Below are 19,161 nucleotides of genomic sequence, written 5' to 3' on the forward strand. Positions count from 1 at the left end.
TGCACTATTCTTAAATGCTTTATGTATAGCGAGCAGATGATTTTTCCACTTTTCCCCGCTCTACACCGCATATTTCTTCTATATAGCTCAAATCGATTTGATTGATCAATAATATCGACATTGAACTCACACAACTGTTATAGAGTTTCACGTATAATTCCACAAATTTCTAAATAAAAAAAGGATTCTACGTATGAGCGCTCGTCACTCACGTTTGATTATTCTCGGTTCAGGCCCTGCGGGTTACAGCGCTGCGGTATATGCTGCGCGTGCCAACTTAAAGCCTACATTGATTGCGGGTATCCAACTCGGTGGTCAGCTAACGACAACGACTGAAGTTGATAACTGGCCGGGTGACCCTGAAGGCTTAACAGGTCCTGCACTAATGGAACGTATGCAAGCGCATGCAGAACGTTTTGGTACTGAAATCATCTACGATCATATCAATGAAGTCGACCTTTCTGTACGTCCATTTGTACTCAAAGGTGACATGGATGAGTTCACTTGTGATGCACTGATTATTGCCACAGGTGCGACCGCTCAGTACTTAGGTCTTGAGTCTGAAGCTGCTTTTATGGGCCAAGGCGTAAGCGCATGTGCAACCTGTGATGGTTTCTTCTACAAAAACCAAAAAGTCATGGTTGTGGGTGGCGGTAATACTGCCGTTGAAGAAGCACTATATTTGTCTAACATTGCATCGCATGTGACTTTGGTTCACCGTCGTGATTCATTGCGTTCTGAAAAGATTCTTCAAGATCATTTATTTGAGAAAGAAAAAGAAGGCAAGATCAGCATCATTTGGAATCACCAAGTGGATGAAGTTTTAGGTGACAACACGGGTGTAACCGCCGTTCGCTTAAAATCAACTCAAGACGAATCTACACAAGATATTGATGTTCAAGGTTTGTTTGTTGCAATTGGCCACAAACCAAACAGCGCAATGTTTGATGGTCAACTGAACTTACGTGATGGCTATATCCAAGTTCAAAGCGGTACATCTGGTAATGCCACAGCTGCTTCTGTCGCTGGTGTATTCGCAGCAGGTGACATTGCTGATAGCGTTTATCGCCAAGCGATCACTTCAGCAGGTTCTGGCTGTATGGCTGCGCTAGATGCAGAAAAGTATTTGGATGCTTTAGGCGAATAATCTAAGCCTTGAAAAAGACCGCCTTCCATAGGCGGTTTTTTTATGTATGATCTTAAAGTCATTTTTTATCATGTATACACACCACTATGCAGCAGTTACCGCCTTCTGAGTATATCTTTCCCGATCCGCTTGAAGTTGACCCCGAGGGTGAAGGCTTAATTTGTATCGGTGCAGACCTCTCCCCTTCTACCCTGTTTGAAGCCTACAGCCATGGTTTGTTTCCATGGTTCTCAACAGGCGAGCCCATCTGCTGGTGGTGCCCCGAGCCACGTTGCATCATCCGTCCGCAGGATTATCAGCCCAGTAAAACTCTCATTCGGAGTATGAAAAAGCAAGATTATCGCATCACCATCAATCAGGCTTTTGAACGAGTGATCCGTGCCTGCTCACTACCTCGCAGCTATGCTGATGACACGTGGATCAGCGAAGACATTATTGATGGCTACTGTGCAATGTTTGATGCAGGTTATGGCTATAGTGTTGAAGTATGGGATCAAACACGCTTGGTTGGTGGACTATACGGCGTCAGCATTGGACACGGCTGTTTTGGGGAGTCCATGTTCAGTACCGAAACGGATGTCTCAAAAATGGCATTTTATACGCTGATGTTGATTGGACGTGAAAATAAGCTGCCTTGGATCGACTGCCAATTGGTCAATGATCATCTGTTAAGCCTTGGTGCTTGTACACTTTCTCGGCAAACCTACTTAAAATCGTTACAAGATGTTGTAAATCAACCCGCTATCGATTGGAAAATGTATCAGGACGGTGTATTTTCAAGTAAAACAATAGCGCAAAATGCGCGACTGACTGAATAAAGAATAATAGAGGGATTTATCATGAATTCGTATCACCCGAAGTCCCTACTGAATGATTTACAGTATTACATCACGCCACCGCATGACTGTAGCTATCTAGAAAAAAAGTCAGCTCGGATGGTATTTCTCGATCCAGCACATCGTATGGATGTCGTCACGCTGTCTGAACTTTCTAGGGTGGGTTTTCGCCGGAGTGGTGATTTTGTCTACCGCCCAGAGTGTCATCTATGTCGACAGTGCCTATCTAGCCGCGTACCTGTGCGCGAATTTAAAATGAACAGCAGTCAAAAAAAAGCATGGAAACGCAATCAAGATCTCACTTTAAAAATTACCCGCACTGCAGACGCCACCCAAAAACATTATGACTTATATGAGCGTTATATTTTTAAACGCCATGCCGATGGAGACATGTTCCCGCCTAGCCGTGATCAATTTGATAAATTCCTCGTGCATAGCTGTACTGAGAGCTTTTTCTTAGAACTGTGGAAAGAAGACCAGCTCATCTGTGTTTCGACCTGCGATCCTCTAGATGATGGTTTATCTGCGGTTTATACGTTTTTTGATCCCGATGAAAACAAACGTTCACTAGGGACTTTCGCCATTTTAAAACAAATCGAGCTCGCCAAAGCACGCGCTTTACAGTTTGTGTATTTGGGCTATTGGGTGCCGCACTCAGAAAAAATGAACTATAAATCGCAGTATTTACCGCTAGAATTGTTGATTGATGGTCAGTGGCGCAGACTCAATCATAGTCTGAGCAGCGAGGAAGTACAGCAACTGGGAAACTCCTTAATGACCACCCTACCTTCGGGGTGGAATAACGCCATTATTAAATAATGGCGTTATACAGAAGCTCGACTTTTCTCTTATTTAAATAACTCGGAAAAGTCATCACTACACGATTTCACCATAATAATAGCATGCTCACGGCCACCATCTGATTTAGGATAATAATTTTTACGCAAATCAATTTGATGAAAACCGGACTTTTCATACAAGGCAATCGCTGCTTGATTGCTCTCACGGACTTCTAAGAACACTTGTATTGGGTTGTTTTTGAGTTGTGCCAGTGATGCATCCAATAGCTGGTAACCCAACCCTTTGCCTTGCTGGCTTGGATGAATGGCCATCAACAATAAATTAGCCTCATCAAGAACAGGCTGAAGGATACAAAACCCTACGACCTGCCCTGCCTGTTCAATCACGGTGCTGTGATAAGACTGCATGGACTCTTGGAACTGTTGTAGGCTCCAAGGATGGGTTTGAACTAAATTTTCAATCTGCGCAACTTGGCTTAAGTCCGCAGCTTGCATTAAACGAATCATCTTCGTTTATCTTTCTAAAATGTGGAGGTCACAGTATAAAAAATTTGTGCTAAAAACCGAACAAAAAAAAAGAGCGATTTACATCGCTCAAAGAGCCAAAACTGCTTAAAACCTTAATTTTAGCTTCCACTTCTCAAGTAACGCATCGGTGTCGTGATGATTAGGATGAAAACCCGGTTTAAAGTACATGATCATTTCACGTGCCATCCCTGTAATAATTCCTTTCGATGGACTATATGCATAGGTATAAATATCCTTCAACGCTGCCCTGTTCAGTTGTTTATCTTGCTGTAATAAACGAAATACAAAATACGACTGAACGCAGAATAAAATGCTCATGGCTGCAACCAGCGATCCCGTTCGTAGTAGATAGGATTTGATTCCCTTTCCAAAAACTACTTCAAACACATCATAAGCCACAGCTTTGTGCTCATTTTCTTCAATGGCATGCCATAACCACATGGTTTTCATGGTTTCATCGCGCATCAGCTCTTGAATGTGGTTATTGACCAACAACTGAGAGGCAATGGTTGCAGTAAAATGTTCCAGCGCGGTGGTTGCCGTTAAATCCACCATCTCTTGAGTAATACCCACAGGCTTGCCGAGATAAGCAAACACTTTACGCGTGGTTTGAATTGCACGATCCGTATAGCGATCAAGTGTTGCAACATCGTGCCCATACTTTTGTGCCGAAGCATTAAAACCTTCATGTTCTTGCGTATGCATCGCTTCTTGACCAATAAAGGCTGAAATCTCTTTTTGTAGTTCGGCATTATCTTTGATTGAGGGATGCTGTCTAACGGCACGAACACTGTCGATAAAAAACATTTCACCTGCTGGAAAGAGTGCCGAAAGCGCAGTCATAAAATGGGTCAGTCCAGCTGAACCATTCATCCAATATTCAGGTACGCTTTCAAACTCAAAGTTCATCCGACGTACAGGGAAACTCGCGCCCGCACGGTTGGTGATTTTTACCTTTGCATTCATCTTTCTGCTCCTATGAATATCCTGAAGACATCCATTACTTATAGTTGTTTTCGTCTTTTTATCTTACGTGATTGGGCTCAGCCCATAAGTGCAGTTAGGGTCAGCAAAATATCAGTTTAGGACAGTTTTGAGGACAGATTGTTAGACAATTTAGTGTGCGTAAAGTTCTACGCTATTTTTAGGATGAACACTAAAGCATGCTGTATGCTTACCTTAAAATAATCACTTACTTGCTAAGATGAATAAATAAAAAAAGCGCCCCAAAGGAGCGCTTTTTTTCACACAATCAGATGATTATGCAGTTACTTTAGCAACTACACCAGCACCAACTGTACGACCACCTTCACGGATCGCAAAACGTAGACCTGGGTCCATTGCGATTGGGTGGATTAATTCTACTGACATTTCTACGTTGTCACCAGGCATAACCATTTCAACGCCATCTTGTAATTTGATCGCGCCAGTTACGTCAGTTGTACGGAAGTAGAACTGTGGACGGTAACCATTAAGGAATGGAGTGTGACGACCACCTTCTTCTTTAGAAAGTACGTATACTTCTGCATCGAATTTAGTGTGCGGCTTGATTGCACCTGGTTTAGCAAGTACTTGACCACGTTGTACGTCTTCACGCTTAGTACCACGTAGAAGAACACCACAGTTCTCGCCCGCACGGCCTTCGTCTAGAAGTTTACGGAACATTTCTACGCCAGTTACAGTTGTTTTAACTGTATCTTTGATACCAACGATTTCAACTTCTTCGCCTACTTTCACAATACCAGTTTCTACACGGCCAGTTACTACTGTACCACGACCAGAAATAGAGAATACGTCTTCGATTGGCATTAAGAATGCTTGGTCGATTGCACGTACTGGCTCTGGAATGTAAGTGTCAAGCGCGTCAACAAGCGCAACAACTGCTTCTTCGCCATACTGACCAGCGTCACCGTTAAGTGCAAGAAGAGCTGAACCACGGATAACTGGAGTGTCATCACCTGGGAAGTCATAAGTAGAAAGAAGTTCACGAACTTCCATTTCTACTAATTCAAGAAGTTCTTCATCATCAACAAGGTCACACTTGTTAAGGAATACAAGAATGTAAGGTACACCAACCTGACGAGAAAGAAGGATGTGTTCACGAGTCTGTGGCATTGGACCATCAGTCGCTGCACATACAAGGATCGCGCCGTCCATCTGAGCAGCACCAGTAATCATGTTTTTAACATAATCGGCGTGGCCCGGGCAGTCTACGTGTGCGTAGTGACGAGTTGGAGAATCGTATTCTACGTGTGAAGTATTAATTGTAATACCACGTGCTTTTTCTTCTGGTGCAGAGTCAATTGCAGCGTAGTCTTTCGCTTCGCCACCGAATTTCTTCGCACATACAGTTGCAATTGCAGCTGTTAAAGTTGTTTTACCATGGTCAACGTGACCGATTGTGCCCACGTTAACGTGTGGCTTATTACGTTCAAACTTAGCCTTAGCCATGAGATCTTCCTTTTTAAACTACTCATGCAGGATCACTGCATGAGCACTTGGTTTTTAACTATGAATTAGTTTGGGCTTATAGTAATCGAAAGATTACTCGTCGTCACCTTTTTTACCGCCAGACTGGAATTTAGAAATGATGCCTTCAGCCACGTTACGTGGAGTTTCAGCATATTTAGCAAATTCCATAGAGTATGTTGCACGGCCTTGAGACATAGAACGCATTTGAGTCGCGTAACCAAACATCTCTGCAAGTGGAACTTCAGCTTTAATTGCTTTAGTACCGCCAGGCAAGTCATCCATACCTTGAACCATACCACGACGACGGTTTAAGTCACCCATGATATCGCCCATGTAGTCTTCTGGAGTTTCTACTTCAACTTTCATGATCGGTTCAAGCAAGATAGGATCTGCTTTCATGAAACCGTCACGGAATGCGTAAGAACCTGCCATCTTGAACGATAATTCGTCCGAATCGACATCGTGGTAAGAACCGTCAAACAATGTAGCTTTAATGCCAACAACTGGGTAACCAGCAAGGACACCATTCTTCATACGCTCTTGGATACCTTTATCCACAGCACCGAAGAATTCTTTAGGAACTACACCACCAACAACTTCTTCAGCGAACTCGTAGTCTTTACCAGCATCAGCATCCATTGGCTCTAAACGTACGTATACGTGACCAAATTTACCTTTACCACCAGTTTGACGAACGAATTTACCTTCTTGTTCAACTGACTTTTTGATCGTTTCACGGTAAGAAACCATTGGTTTACCAATGTTTGCTTCAACACCGAATTCACGCTTCATACGGTCAACAATGATGTCAAGGTGAAGTTCACCCATACCAGCGATGATTGTTTGACCTGACTCTTCATCAGTACGAACGCGGAATGATGGATCTTCCTTAGCCAAACGACCTAAAGCAATTGACATTTTTTCTTGGTCAGCTTTAGTTTTTGGTTCAACAGCCAATGCAATTACTGGCTCTGGGAATTCCATACGCTCAAGTGTGATGACATTTTTCTCATCACAAAGTGTATCACCTGTAGTTACGTCTTTAAGACCTACACAAGCAGCGATATCACCCGCACGAATTTCTTCAACGTCTTGACGATCGTTCGCGTGCATTTGCACGATACGGCCGATACGTTCACGTTTAGATTTAACTGGGTTATAAACAGAATCACCTTGTTTAAGAACACCAGAGTAAACACGTACGAAAGTTAAGTTACCTACGAATTTGTCGTTCATGATTTTGAACGCAAGTGCAGAGAACGGAGCTTCGTCAGATGCTTCACGAATCGCTTTAGTTTCAGCTTTATCGTCAAGAACACCTTCAATCGCTTTAACTTCTGTAGGCGACGGTAAGAATTCAATTACTGCGTCCAACATACGTTGAACACCTTTGTTTTTGAATGCTGTACCACAAAGCATTGGTTGAATTTGACAAGCCAAAGTTTGAACACGTAGACCATTAACGATATCTTCTTTAGAAAGATCGCCTTCTTCTAGGTATTTGTCCATTAGCTCTTCAGAAGCTTCAGCAGCAGCTTCAACCATGTTTACACGCCATTCTTCAGCAGTAGCTTGAAGTTCAGCCGGGATTTCACCGTATTCAAACTTCATACCTTGTGAAGCTTCGTCCCAAATGATCGCTTTCATTTCGATCAAGTCGATTACGCCTTGGAAGTTTTCTTCAGCGCCAACAGGGATTACTACAGGTACTGGAGATGCACCTAAACGTGTCTTCATTTGTTCAACAACACGGAAGAAGTTGGCACCAGTACGGTCCATCTTGTTCACGAATGCTAAACGAGGCACTTGGTATTTGTTCGCTTGACGCCATACAGTTTCAGACTGAGGTTGTACACCACCTACAGCACAGTAAACCATACACGCACCATCAAGAACACGCATAGAACGTTCAACTTCAATTGTGAAGTCAACGTGTCCCGGTGTATCAATTACGTTGATACGGTGTTCAGGGAACTGTTTAGACATACCTGACCAGAATGTAGTCGTAGCAGCAGAAGTAATGGTAATACCACGTTCTTGCTCTTGCTCCATCCAGTCCATTGTTGCTGCACCATCGTGTACTTCACCAATTTTGTGAGATACACCTGTGTAGAACAAAATACGTTCTGTAGTCGTGGTTTTACCAGCATCAATGTGCGCAGAAATACCAATGTTACGATAACGAGAAATTGGGGTTTGACGAGCCATGATTTCTTGCATTCCTAAATTTTGTTGTTTAAAACAGGCGCTTTAAGCTGACGAACAGCTTAAAGCGATTCGATGACAGTTTGGCGTAAGCCAAGCTATCACCCTCCTGAATAGGGGCTGTTTTAGTCGCTTAGAAGCGGTAGTGAGAGAATGCTTTGTTGGCTTCAGCCATACGATGCACGTCATCACGTTTTTTAACCGCTGCGCCTTTACCTTCAGCTGCATCAAGCAACTCACCAGCAAGACGTAAAGCCATAGTTTTTTCAGAACGCTTAGCAGCAGCATCTACTAACCAACGCATAGCTAGAGCAGTACGACGGGATGGGCGTACTTCCATAGGTACTTGATAAGTAGCACCACCAACACGGCGTGCTTTTACTTCAACCATAGGACGAACTTTTTCAAGAGTAGTCTCGAAAAATTCAACTGGGTCTACTTTGTTTTTTTCTTGAACGCGGTCTAAAGCACCGTAAACGATACTTTCAGCAATAGATTTTTTACCATCTTGCATTACGTGGTTCATGAATTTAGCGATTGTTTGGCTGCTGAACTTAGGATCCGGAAGGATTTCACGAGCAGCAACTACGCGACGTCTTGGCATTTTAAACTACCTATATATATGACACTTCAGGTTAATCCAGCCGTAGCACAAAGTGTCATGTGCTTTCGCTGGCCTTACTACACGTCGCTTGAATTTCACAAAATTAATGCAGAAATCAGACAAGCGAGACGATAAAGGATTGCAGTTCTAGCGAACTAAGAAGTTAATCTCGAAAGATTATTTCTTAGGACGTTTAGTACCGTATTTAGAACGAGACTGGTTACGATCTTTCACACCAGCACAGTCTAAAGAACCACGAACGGTATGGTAACGTACACCTGGTAAGTCTTTAACACGACCACCACGGATAAGAACAACACTGTGCTCTTGTAGGTTGTGGCCTTCACCACCGATGTAGCTAGAAACTTCAAAGCCAGAAGTTAAACGCACACGGCAAACTTTACGCATTGCTGAGTTAGGTTTTTTAGGTGTAGTTGTGTAAACACGTGTACAAACACCACGACGTTGTGGACAAGCCTTCAACGCAGGAACTTTAGATTTTTCAACTAAAGTCGTACGACCCTTACGGATCAACTGATTTGTTGTTGCCATTTGGCAATTCTCCCGTTAATAAAAAACCCAAAAAAAGACGACTTTTTGAGGGCATGCAATTGTAAGCTAAGACGTAAAAATGGTCAACATTTCAAACTACATGTAATGTTGACCAAATCAGGGCTTTTACAAATTTCTATCTATTTTAAAGGGTTTATTTTTTACTTGGTACATTTCGTCTTTTTGTAACCTTTTTTTCCGTCGGCTCTACCGCAGATTTTGCTGTGACTTTTGAAGCAGTATTAGGTTCATTTGGTGCTAAAGACTCATTATTATTCTGTGTAGCCTCCTCAGCCTCATCCACTGGATATAAATCTGCAAGATCTTCTTCCACGTGTAGGGCTGGTTGCTGCGGTGCGACAGCATCATGGGGTTCAACCATTTGATCTGCGAGCTGTTCCAGCCCTTGTTGAACACGTTCTTCGGTTGCGACAGGCGCTGTGACTTTGTCGGACTTTTTCTGAACTTTTACTTTAGCAATACTTTGATGACCATTTAACTCTACTTCAGCCCCAAGCTTCAAATCTGAGCTATCGGTGTCTGATGTACTGCGCTGTGACAGCAGTCGTGGTGAGGCTTTCACCAAAAGCTCAAGTGAGCGTTCATATGCTGTTAAAGCACTCAGGCTGGTATCTTTTTGTTGAATGATATATTGACGGGCTTGTGAAAAAACCAGTTGTGCTTTTTGGTGTACATCATCAACAAGGCGCCAACTATAAGCTGCACTCACCCCTGCACTGGCAATTGGTGTGAGTTTTGCCAGCTTATTCAGTAGTGATAGGTTAGCAATCGACTGCCCCCATTTCAGCTGACCATCGGCATTGGTCAACCATTTCTTTAAGGCTTCAATGTCATTGCTTGAACCTAAAAGCTGTTGTAACTGAGAGACATCATGCGTTTGCAAGGTACTTGAAATGGCTTTTATCGCCATCAACAAAGTTTGTTTTTCCGCAATCAGCCCAAGATCAATCTGTTTAAAAATAAACTGGACGATGTCTTGATCGGATTCTTTAGTTAAGTCAAAACCATAAGAACGCCCCACTTGGTAGATCATACGTAACGACATCACCAAGGAAGCGGGTACATCTACGGTTGAACCCACAAAGCCCGTTGCTCCAGTCAGTGCGCCTTGCAAGATAGCAATAATTTTATTTTGTTCGGACAGTGCCTGACTAATCCGTTTTGAACGGTCGACATCTTGGGTCAACATTTCTAAATCACGCACACCCGCTTCATCTAAAACGGCATCGACCGAGCTCATACTCGAGCTAAATTGATTGAGCTGGCTAAAAAAATAATCTGCGGCTTTATCGGAAAGTTGTGGCGACACAAAATGCGCGACTCGATTTGCGTTGACATAATGACGTCCTAATAAATGACGTGATACTGTCGGCAGATGGTCTCTTAAGACTTGCTGCGGATGTTCATAACGCTTATTTTTCGATTTTGTTTTTGTACTCGCACTATCACCAGTTGTAGCATTGGTCAGTGCTGAAGCCGTATCTGGGCTCACTTGGTTTAATATGTTTAAACCTGTATGGCTGAGCTTTTTAGCCACTCCGAAGGCATTTGAAAAGAAACCACTGCGCTGTTTATTGTTTGAATCCGCCATTCCGTACCCCGTACTTTATAATCTTTCATTTCTAGCTAAATACTAGGTGTAGTACGCATTTATCTCAATAAGAATATGTGTCTTTTAGTAAAGTTGAAATGCCCTGCTCCCGATTTTAAGACAAGTCAAATTGGCATAGGATTTGCCATAAGAATTAAAAATTCTTTCTGCTATTATGATCTGCATTGAAAACATAAGAGTTGCAATTGGCTTAGAAATAAATTGTTGATTCATCTTTAAGCGTAACTCTGCAAAACCACCATATAAGGGATCTTTAAATGAAACGTGTAGTAATCACTGGCATGGGTATCAACTCATGTATCGGTAATACTTTGGAAGAAGTTACTCATGCATTACAAAACGGGATTTCTGGGACACGTTTTAACCCAACCTATGCTGAACTCAATTTTAAAAGTCATATCAGTGCTGCTGCTGAACAAGACTTTGATGGTATCGACCGTAAGCTGAAACGCTTTATGGGTGTTTGTGCCATGTATGCATATAATGCTGCGGTTGCTGCAGTTGAAAATGCAGGCTTAACAGCAGAGCAAATTGGTGGCAACCCACGCTATGGTATCGCGGGCGGTTCAGGTGGTGGTTCAACTGCATCTGTAGTTGAAATGAAAGAATTGTTAGACACCAAAGGCGCACGTAAAGTTGGTCCGTTCTTCGTGCCACGTAATATGTCGAACACAATTACAGCAAACGTTGGTGTTGCTTTTAAAATGCAAGGTGTTGCACACACCATTACCAGCGCATGCGCAACGTCTGCGGATGCCATTGGTTATGCCTACAATCTGATTCAACTCGGCAAACAAGACTTAATGCTTGCAGGTGGCGGTGAAGAAGATCACTGGTCTCAAAGCTTGTTGTTTGATGCGATGGGTGCACTGTGCTCAAAATACAATGACACACCAGAAACAGCGTCTCGTCCTTACTCTGCTGACCGTGACGGTTTCGTGATTGCTGGCGGTGGCGGTTTTGTAGTGCTTGAGTCTTTAGAACATGCGCAAGCACGTGGTGCCAACATTTTGGCTGAAGTTGTAGGCTATGCGGCAAACTCTGACGGTGCAGACATGGTTGCGCCATCGGGTGAAGGTGCGACACGTTGTGTACTAATGGCACTTGAAGAAGCAAAACAACACGGCGTAGACAAAATTGACTATGTGAATACGCATGGTACGTCGACGCCCGCTGGTGATATCACTGAATTAAAAGCAATGGAACGTGCATTTGGCGAAGGTCAAGTTCCTCCACTGAGCTCAACCAAGTCAATGACAGGTCATAGCTTGGGTGCTGCTGGTGTACAAGAAGCGATCTACTCAGTCCTAATGATGCAAAATAACTTTATTGCACCAAACATCAACGTGACTGAACTGGATGAAGGCGCAAAACCATTTGATATCGTGCTTGAAAAACGTGACGCAAAATTGAATACTGTGATGAGTAACAGTTTCGGTTTTGGCGGCGTAAATGCATGTCTCATTTTCAAAAAGTGGGAAGGCTAAGCCGCCCATTTTAGGGTGACTTGATGGATGCTCCTTCTGATGCTTTCTTGTGGGTAAAAGCATTACATATTATTGCCGTGGTGTGTTGGTTCGCTGCATTGTTCTACTTACCACGGCTCTATGTTTACCATGCCATGAGTGATGATGCCGTCAGTCATCAACGTTTCGAGGTCATGGAACGTAAGTTGTACCGTGGCATTATGTGGCCGTCGATGATTGCAACACTGATCACGGCACATTTCTTGGTCGAATGGGGTGATGCAACGCGCCACTACCATGAAGCCCTGTGGTTCTACCTCAAAGTCGGCTTGGTTGGACTGTTGGTGATTTACCACTTTGTTTGCGGCTATTACCGTAAGAAATTGATTGGTCATGCGCACTACAAGTCACACAAATTTTGGCGCTTCTTTAATGAAATGCCGACCCTCATTTTATTTGCTGTGGTGATTTTAGTCGTGGTGAAACCGACATTTTAAAATCCCACACTTAAAAAGCCCCGATTGATTCGGGGCTTTTTAATGTCTGTACAAAATCAACAGCACAGTTCAAGATCAGTATTACGAACGTATCCAAGATTGACGAATTTTTAAATTGAGTGGGGTCGAATAATATTTCTCAATCGCCCAACTCAAAATAAACACCGCGATAAAATAAACAGGCAACAACATCAACTTTTCAGCCGCTAAAGTGTCTTTTGGGAAATACACCACTTTCATTAAGCCGAGAACAATTAAGTGAAACAAATACATTTCATAGCTACGCTGCCCAATCCAAACCAAACTCCGTGCCGTGTATGAGGCAGGTTTAACTTTCGGCTCTTGAGAAAAGCAAAATATGAGTAACGCCGTAAGTAACGCAAATACGCTGATACCCCATGTACTCACCTCTTTGATGGGTGCATAAAAATATAAAGCGGTCATCAGAAACGCTGTTACTGCAACAATCATTTTTTGATTGTAAATGGCACCTTTGAAATGCTGCGTATAAATTGCGGTGAGGCAGCCAATGGCAATTCCATCGAAACTAGAAAAATAGTGATACAAATAAGCACCACTTTCCTCACCAAAATGGAGGGCACGAAAATATGGTGCATACGCGATGACAGCGAGCAGAAAAACAATAAAGCCTTTGCCTCGACCCAGTGCTAAACACAGGACAGGAAATGCTAAATAGAAGACCTCTTCAACCGATAAAGACCACAATACGCCCAAGGCATAGTTCACCCAGCCGTATTTAATAATTAATAGATTCATCCAGAAGCTCAACGCTGAAAGAACAGTCACAGCATAGGACACCTCTACGCCATTGGGCGACTGATTGAGAAAGGGTTGCAACCCTAAACTTCCGAGCACACTGACCATCGCAACCAATAACACTAGACACGGTATGATGCGGGCAATACGACGGATATAAAAATCTTTCAGCTTAATCTGCGCCAAAGACCCACTACGCTGTAAGGTATGCTGGGTAATCAAAAAACCTGAAATGACAAAAAACATGGTCACCCCATAGTTGCCATTTCTTGCAATCAAGGTACTTAAGCTCTCGCCCCCAATGGGGATGCCGAGAAAGGTATCGTGTAATTTATAAGGGATATTGAAATGGTGAATCAGCACCAAAAGGATGGACACGCCACGCAGAATGTCTATTTTATAATTACGCATAAATCATTATTAAAATTTTAAAGTGCCTCATTAAAAGTGAAATCACCTGATTTAGACAGCTTTTGTATATAAAATCATACAATGATCTAACACTGAATTAGAATCCATTGATTCAGCTCAAGCAAAAAGAAAGCCCTACTTATGCAGGGCTTTCTTTCAAACATCACTTGTACAGAATAAATGTTACTTAGTTGTCCAATTGCTGCCCTAACAGACGTTTTTTCATACGTGGTTTGTACAGCAGTTGATACGTCACGGCTAAAATAATCACCCATAATGGACTGATCATCAATGCGCGAAGGGTATCCGCCTCTAAACTCAAAATAATCAACGTAAAGAACAAAAAGATTAAGACCACATAAGACATCCAAACACCGCCCGGCATCTTAAAGGTCGATTTTGCATGGAGCTCAGGACGCAATTTACGGTAGCGGATATAGCACACCATAATAATGCTCCAAATACTGATGAACAGAATCACACACAATGAGCTGGCTAATGTAAAGGCTTCAACCGTGTTCGGTACAAAGTACTGTAGCGCCGCACCTGCCATGATAAAAGCACATGAGAAGAATAAACCTTTCGCTGGTACCGCACGTTTTGACAGACGTGCTAGGCTCTGTGGTGCTTGCCCTTCTCTTGCCAAACCAAACAGCATACGTGATGTAGAGAACACACCACTATTCATTGAAGACATCACTGAAGACAGCACCACCAAGTTCATAATGATGGCAGAAGTTGGGATACCTGCATGTAAAAATAGTGAAACGAACGGACTTTGATCCGCAGGAATTTGATTCCACGGCGTCACCGACATCACTACAAACAGCGACAAGACATAGAACAAAATGATACGGGTTGGAATCGCATTCACTGCTTTCGGTAAGTTCTTTTCAGGGTCTTTGGTTTCAGCAGCCATGGTTCCAATCAGCTCTACACCGACAAAGGCAAAGAGTGCAATTTGGAAGCCTGCTAAAAAGCCACTGCCACCTTGAGGGAACATACCACCATGTGACCAAACATGACTGAAGCTTGCAACTGAACCGCCCGGTGCTTGGAAATGACTAAACACCATAAAGCCACCAATCAAGATCAACCCTAAAATGGCTAAAATTTTGATTAAAGCAAACCAAAATTCAATTTCACCAAAGAGTTTCACAGTCAGTAAATTTAACCCAAGGACAAACAGCACACAGCCAACACTGATTAAAGCCTGCCCCATGGGAGTAAAGGCCATGTCTGGCGGGAGCCAAAAGCCAAGATAGTTAATAATGGCTGCCAAGTCCGCAATACCAACCAACACCCAACCGAGCCAATAGGACCAACCGATATAGTAACCCGCACCCGGCCCAATCAGATCATGAGCCATATCGATAAACGACTTATAGTGCAAATTTGACAATAAAATTTCGCCCAATGCACGCATCAGGAAGAAGAACATGGTCCCGATAATCATATAAATGATCAGAATAGAAGGACCAGCGAGAGAGATGGTTTTGCCCGAACCCATGAACAGGCCCGTACCAATCGCGCCACCAATGGCAATCAATTGCAGGTGGCGGTTGGATAATTTCCGTTGTAATTCATGCGATGATGCATTTGCACCGTCAGCTTGTGGGGTAGTCGTCATAATTTAACATCCTGTTAAAGTCCTTTTTTGCGTATAAACCATGTTCATACAGTGCTCGTTATCCTAACGGGCGGCATTTATACGCTCATCAGCACTTCGGTTGAAACCCAAGCGCTGATATACACGGGGAGAGTTTAAAAAAATTAGTTTTGTGCAGCTGTCACTGCAATTTCGATCAACCAGTTTGGATTAACCAAATCAGCCTGAATCGTGGCACGCGAAGGCGCTACACAACCATTCATCCAATCAATCCAAATCGCATTGACTGTTGAGAAATCAGAGAGATTTTTGATGTAAAGCTGAGCAGATAACAAACGTGATTTATCTGTATTTGCCAAAGCTAAAAGCTCATCAATTGTTGCTAAAATTTCACGGGTCTGACCTGCGACATCATTGTCGGTATTTTTTGGCACTTGCCCTGACAAATACACCACTTGATTAAACACAGTGACTGCACTCATGACTTCGTTGGTGTTGAATTTTTGAATGTCTGAATGTGACATAGGTCTTTCCTTGTATGAAACTGTATAAAAATAAAATTTAATCTTGGATAAAATTGACACGTGCAGTGACAGCACACATCAGCTCATAGCCAATCGTGCCTGAACCTGCTGCGACTTCATCAATGCTGAGTACAGCACCCTGTTTCGATGTACCCCACAGCACCACTTCACTGCCGACTTGGGCATTTGGAAGGTGAGATAAATCGACTGCTAACATGTCCATGCTGACACGTCCGACCAAGCTACTGCGTTGTCCATCGACTAAAATAGGCGTACCTGTTGCGGTAATCCGTTGATAACCATCGGCATAACCACAAGCCACAATACCCACACGCATGTCGCTTTCAGCAATGAACTTTGAGCCATAACCGACGCTATCGCCTGCTTTTAACTGCTGAATAGCAATCAGCTCACTGCGCAAACTCATGGCTGGTTGCAAGTCCCAGTCTTGAATCGAGTGGCTTGGATAATCTGGAGAGCTGCCATAGAGCATGATGCCGCTACGGATCACATCCGACTGCAACTGTTCATGGCGTAAGATCGCTGCACTGTTACTGACTGAACGTGCACCCGGTAGATCATGGATGATGGCATCAAATAACTGACATTGATGCGCAATGCCTTCACGTCCGAAACGCTCACCATCGGCATCCGAAAAATGCATCATATGAGTCAAACGTTGAACTTGAGGCAAGCTGGAAAGCTGCTGCCACACTTGACGGTACTGTTCTGGACGGAAACCTAAACGGTTCATGCCGCTGTTCATTTTCAAATAAACATCGAACTGCGCCTCTAAAGGAAAACGCGCTAACCATTCGAGTTGATATTCACTATGAATACTGAAGCTTAGGCCCAACTCATGGCAGTCAAATAGGTCTTGCTCTGAGAAAATACCTTCGAGTAACAGAACTGGACCTGTCCAGCCCAAAGCACGGATACGTTTCGCCTCTGCCAAATCGAGCAACGCAAAACCATCGGCAGATTTGAACGCTTGATAGACGCGTTCAATCCCATGACCATAGGCATTGGCTTTGACCACCGCATAGACTTGGCTATTCGGCATTTTAGTGCGAGCAACATTTAAATTATGCTGCAATGATTGGCTATGAATCACTGCAGTAATTGGACGTGGCATTTTCTTCTTCCTTGAATCAATATGACCTAAAACGAATTAGGCTGCTGAAGGGTAACGTTGAATCGATAGACCTTCAGTACTGATGTCTGGTTGATGATTCATCACCAAGTCACTAATGAGCTTGCCTGAACCACATGCCATGGTCCAACCCAGGGTGCCATGTCCTGTATTCAAGAATAAGTTTTTAAAACGAGTCGCACCAATAATCGGCGTAGAGTCTGGTGTCATTGGACGTAAACCCGTCCAGAAACTTGCTTCAGCTAAATTTCCACCTGGGAATAAGTCTTGAGTCACCATTTCCAAGGTCGCACGGCGGTCTTGGTTTAAACCGTGGTTGAAACCACTCAGTTCAGCCATACCACCCACACGGATACGTTGGTCAAAACGCGTAATGGCAATTTTATAAGTTTCATCAAGAACCGTAGACTGCGGTGCAAATGCAGGATCTACAATTGGGATCGTCAATGAGTAGCCTTTGACAGGGTACACAGGCAAATTCAAATTCAATGGTTTTAAGAAATCACGTGAATAACTACCAAAAGCAAGCACATAACGGTCTGCTGTAAGCACTTGACCATCAACCACCACGCCTTTGATTTCATCCCCTTCAACCACAAGTTTTTCAACATTTTGGTTAAATTTAAATTCTACGCCCATGTCTTTCGCAAGATTTGCCAAAGCGTTGGTAAATAAGTAACAGTCACCTGTTTCATCATTCGGTAGATGTAAACCACCAACCAGTTTGTCTTTGGCATAGGCTAAAGCTGGCTCGACTTTGGCTAAGTCATCTTTTAATAATAATTCGTAGTCGACACCACATTCTTTTAATACTTGGATGTCACGTTGTACTGCATCTAGTTGTGCTTCATTACGGAAAACCTGCAAAGTTCCTTTCGCACGGTTTTCATAGTGAATGCCTGTTTCTTTACGCAGTTCACGTAAGCAGTCACGGCTGTATTCAGCAACACGCGTCATACGCTCTTTGTTAATGGCATAACTTTGTGGATTGCAGTTTTTCAACATTTGCGCCATCCAGTTCAACTGCCACATGCTACCATCGATGTTAATCGCTAAAGGTGCATGATGTTGGAACATCCACTTTACGGCTTTAAACGGAATACCGGGTGCAGCCCACGGTGTAGAATAACCTGGAGAGATTTGCCCTGCGTTACCAAAGCTAGTTTCTTCAGCAGGACCAGCTTGACGGTCTAAAACCGTAACGCTTGCGCCTTGTTGTGCAAGGTAATACGCACTTGCAACACCGATGACACCACTACCTAAGACAATTACACGCATGACTGATCCCTTACACACACTAGTTTATTTCACTAGTATATTTTTAGGTTAATAGTTTTTTTCACTGTTTTTAATATTATAATCTAGGTAAATCGCCATTTTTGTCGCGCTAAAATTCTAAACATAGGAAATTTATAATGCGTAAATTAGATCGGATTGATCAGCAGATTTTAGACATTTTGCAGCGCGATGGACGAATTGCGATTAGTGAATTGGCCTCTCGCGTCAACCTCTCAACCACACCCTGTTCAGAACGTGTCAAACGCTTAGAGCGGGACGGTATTATCATGGGTTACTACGCACGACTCAATCCACAACTGGTCGATCGAAACTTATTGGTGTTTTTAGAGATTAAGCTGTCAGCCAAGTCTGGCGATGTGTTTGATCAAGTGGCACGTGACTTGGTCGAAATCCCTGAGGTTTTAGAATGCCATCTGATTTCAGGTGAATTCGATTATTTAGTCAAAGCCCGTTTAAAAGAAATGAGTGCCTACCGACGCCTATTGGGCGATTTACTAAAAAAACTCCCCTCTTCAGCGTCATCGCACAGTTATATTGTGATGGAAGAAGTCAAAGAAAGTTTTTATTTGGACATTCGCTAACAGCTTATTAAAAATATGCGTCTTCAAAGTGCATTCACTTTAAATATTTAAAACCTATCGATTCCCT

18 protein-coding genes are annotated in these 19,161 nt (G+C 43.1%); 6 read left to right on the plus strand and 12 right to left on the minus strand.

The annotated features are described in order from the left end of the window. Window positions 1–193: 193 nt before the first annotated feature. From trxB to AC5EUN_RS13180, 3 genes are all read left to right on the plus strand, one after another. Window positions 194–1,147 carry a thioredoxin-disulfide reductase gene (gene trxB, locus AC5EUN_RS13170; RefSeq protein WP_004694912.1) on the plus strand — a complete coding sequence of 318 codons (954 nt, stop codon included), beginning with the start codon at window positions 194–196 and terminating at the stop codon, window positions 1,145–1,147. A gap of 86 nt (window positions 1,148–1,233) precedes the next feature. Then, on the plus strand, window positions 1,234–1,965 hold the full coding sequence (gene aat / locus AC5EUN_RS13175; RefSeq protein WP_010326005.1) for a leucyl/phenylalanyl-tRNA--protein transferase: 732 nt from the start codon (window positions 1,234–1,236) through the stop codon (window positions 1,963–1,965). Window positions 1,966–1,986: 21 nt separating this feature from the next. Further along, window positions 1,987–2,802, plus strand: coding sequence for an arginyltransferase (locus AC5EUN_RS13180; RefSeq protein ID WP_010326004.1), 816 nt, complete (start codon window positions 1,987–1,989; stop codon window positions 2,800–2,802). 29 nt (window positions 2,803–2,831) lie between these two features. On the opposite strand, the gene rimI is transcribed toward AC5EUN_RS13180, so the two are convergent. The 7 genes from rimI to AC5EUN_RS13215 form a co-directional block, all read right to left on the minus strand. Next, window positions 2,832–3,290 (minus strand): ribosomal protein S18-alanine N-acetyltransferase, encoded by a 459-nt coding sequence (gene rimI / locus AC5EUN_RS13185; protein WP_010326003.1) that lies wholly within the window; start codon window positions 3,288–3,290, stop codon window positions 2,832–2,834. A gap of 105 nt (window positions 3,291–3,395) precedes the next feature. Beyond that, window positions 3,396–4,277, minus strand: a complete 882-nt coding sequence (locus tag AC5EUN_RS13190) for a metal-dependent hydrolase (RefSeq protein WP_010326002.1) — start codon at window positions 4,275–4,277, stop codon at window positions 3,396–3,398. Between the two features lie 294 nt (window positions 4,278–4,571). Next, window positions 4,572–5,762, minus strand: a complete 1,191-nt coding sequence (gene tuf, locus AC5EUN_RS13195; RefSeq protein WP_010325730.1) for an elongation factor Tu — start codon at window positions 5,760–5,762, stop codon at window positions 4,572–4,574. A gap of 93 nt (window positions 5,763–5,855) precedes the next feature. After that, window positions 5,856–7,991, minus strand: a complete 2,136-nt coding sequence (fusA, locus tag AC5EUN_RS13200) for an elongation factor G (RefSeq protein WP_010326001.1) — start codon at window positions 7,989–7,991, stop codon at window positions 5,856–5,858. Between the two features lie 130 nt (window positions 7,992–8,121). After that, entirely contained in the window at window positions 8,122–8,592 is a 471-nt protein-coding gene (gene rpsG / locus AC5EUN_RS13205; protein ID WP_004694929.1) for a 30S ribosomal protein S7, read from the minus strand. 177 nt (window positions 8,593–8,769) lie between these two features. Next, complete coding sequence (rpsL, locus tag AC5EUN_RS13210; protein WP_002050319.1) at window positions 8,770–9,144, minus strand: 30S ribosomal protein S12; 375 nt, start codon at window positions 9,142–9,144, stop codon at window positions 8,770–8,772. 154 nt (window positions 9,145–9,298) lie between these two features. Further along, a complete protein-coding gene (locus AC5EUN_RS13215; RefSeq protein WP_010326000.1) occupies window positions 9,299–10,756 on the minus strand; it encodes an EcsC family protein in 1,458 nt (485 codons plus the stop codon). A gap of 278 nt (window positions 10,757–11,034) precedes the next feature. Here AC5EUN_RS13215 and AC5EUN_RS13220 point away from each other — a divergent pair, with 278 nt between their 5' ends. Together AC5EUN_RS13220 and AC5EUN_RS13225 are read left to right on the plus strand one after the other, a co-directional pair. Further along, entirely contained in the window at window positions 11,035–12,264 is a 1,230-nt protein-coding gene (locus tag AC5EUN_RS13220; RefSeq protein ID WP_010325999.1) for a beta-ketoacyl synthase N-terminal-like domain-containing protein, read from the plus strand. A gap of 23 nt (window positions 12,265–12,287) precedes the next feature. Next, entirely contained in the window at window positions 12,288–12,740 is a 453-nt protein-coding gene (locus AC5EUN_RS13225; RefSeq protein WP_010325998.1) for a CopD family protein, read from the plus strand. Window positions 12,741–12,821: 81 nt separating this feature from the next. Here the strand turns inward: AC5EUN_RS13225 and AC5EUN_RS13230 are convergent, their stop codons facing one another. From AC5EUN_RS13230 to AC5EUN_RS13250, 5 genes are all read right to left on the minus strand, one after another. Next, window positions 12,822–13,928, minus strand: coding sequence for an acyltransferase family protein (locus tag AC5EUN_RS13230; RefSeq protein ID WP_010325997.1), 1,107 nt, complete (start codon window positions 13,926–13,928; stop codon window positions 12,822–12,824). Window positions 13,929–14,115: 187 nt separating this feature from the next. Next, window positions 14,116–15,558: an amino acid permease gene (locus AC5EUN_RS13235; protein ID WP_010325996.1), complete on the minus strand. Its 1,443-nt coding sequence runs from the start codon at window positions 15,556–15,558 to the stop codon at window positions 14,116–14,118. 143 nt (window positions 15,559–15,701) lie between these two features. Next, the gene (locus AC5EUN_RS13240; protein ID WP_004694941.1) at window positions 15,702–16,061 is read right to left on the minus strand and encodes a RidA family protein; all 360 of its coding nucleotides are present in this window, start codon (window positions 16,059–16,061) and stop codon (window positions 15,702–15,704) included. Window positions 16,062–16,098: 37 nt separating this feature from the next. Next, on the minus strand, window positions 16,099–17,196 hold the full coding sequence (alr, locus tag AC5EUN_RS13245; protein WP_010325995.1) for an alanine racemase: 1,098 nt from the start codon (window positions 17,194–17,196) through the stop codon (window positions 16,099–16,101). Between the two features lie 36 nt (window positions 17,197–17,232). After that, entirely contained in the window at window positions 17,233–18,492 is a 1,260-nt protein-coding gene (locus AC5EUN_RS13250) for a D-amino acid dehydrogenase (RefSeq protein WP_004694945.1), read from the minus strand. A gap of 137 nt (window positions 18,493–18,629) precedes the next feature. Between AC5EUN_RS13250 and AC5EUN_RS13255 the strand changes: the two genes are divergently transcribed. Then, window positions 18,630–19,094, plus strand: a complete 465-nt coding sequence (locus tag AC5EUN_RS13255; RefSeq protein ID WP_004694947.1) for an Lrp/AsnC ligand binding domain-containing protein — start codon at window positions 18,630–18,632, stop codon at window positions 19,092–19,094. The last annotated feature ends 67 nt before the right edge of the window (window positions 19,095–19,161 follow it).

Source organism: Acinetobacter sp. CAU_H_S170_2, assembly GCF_058890445.1.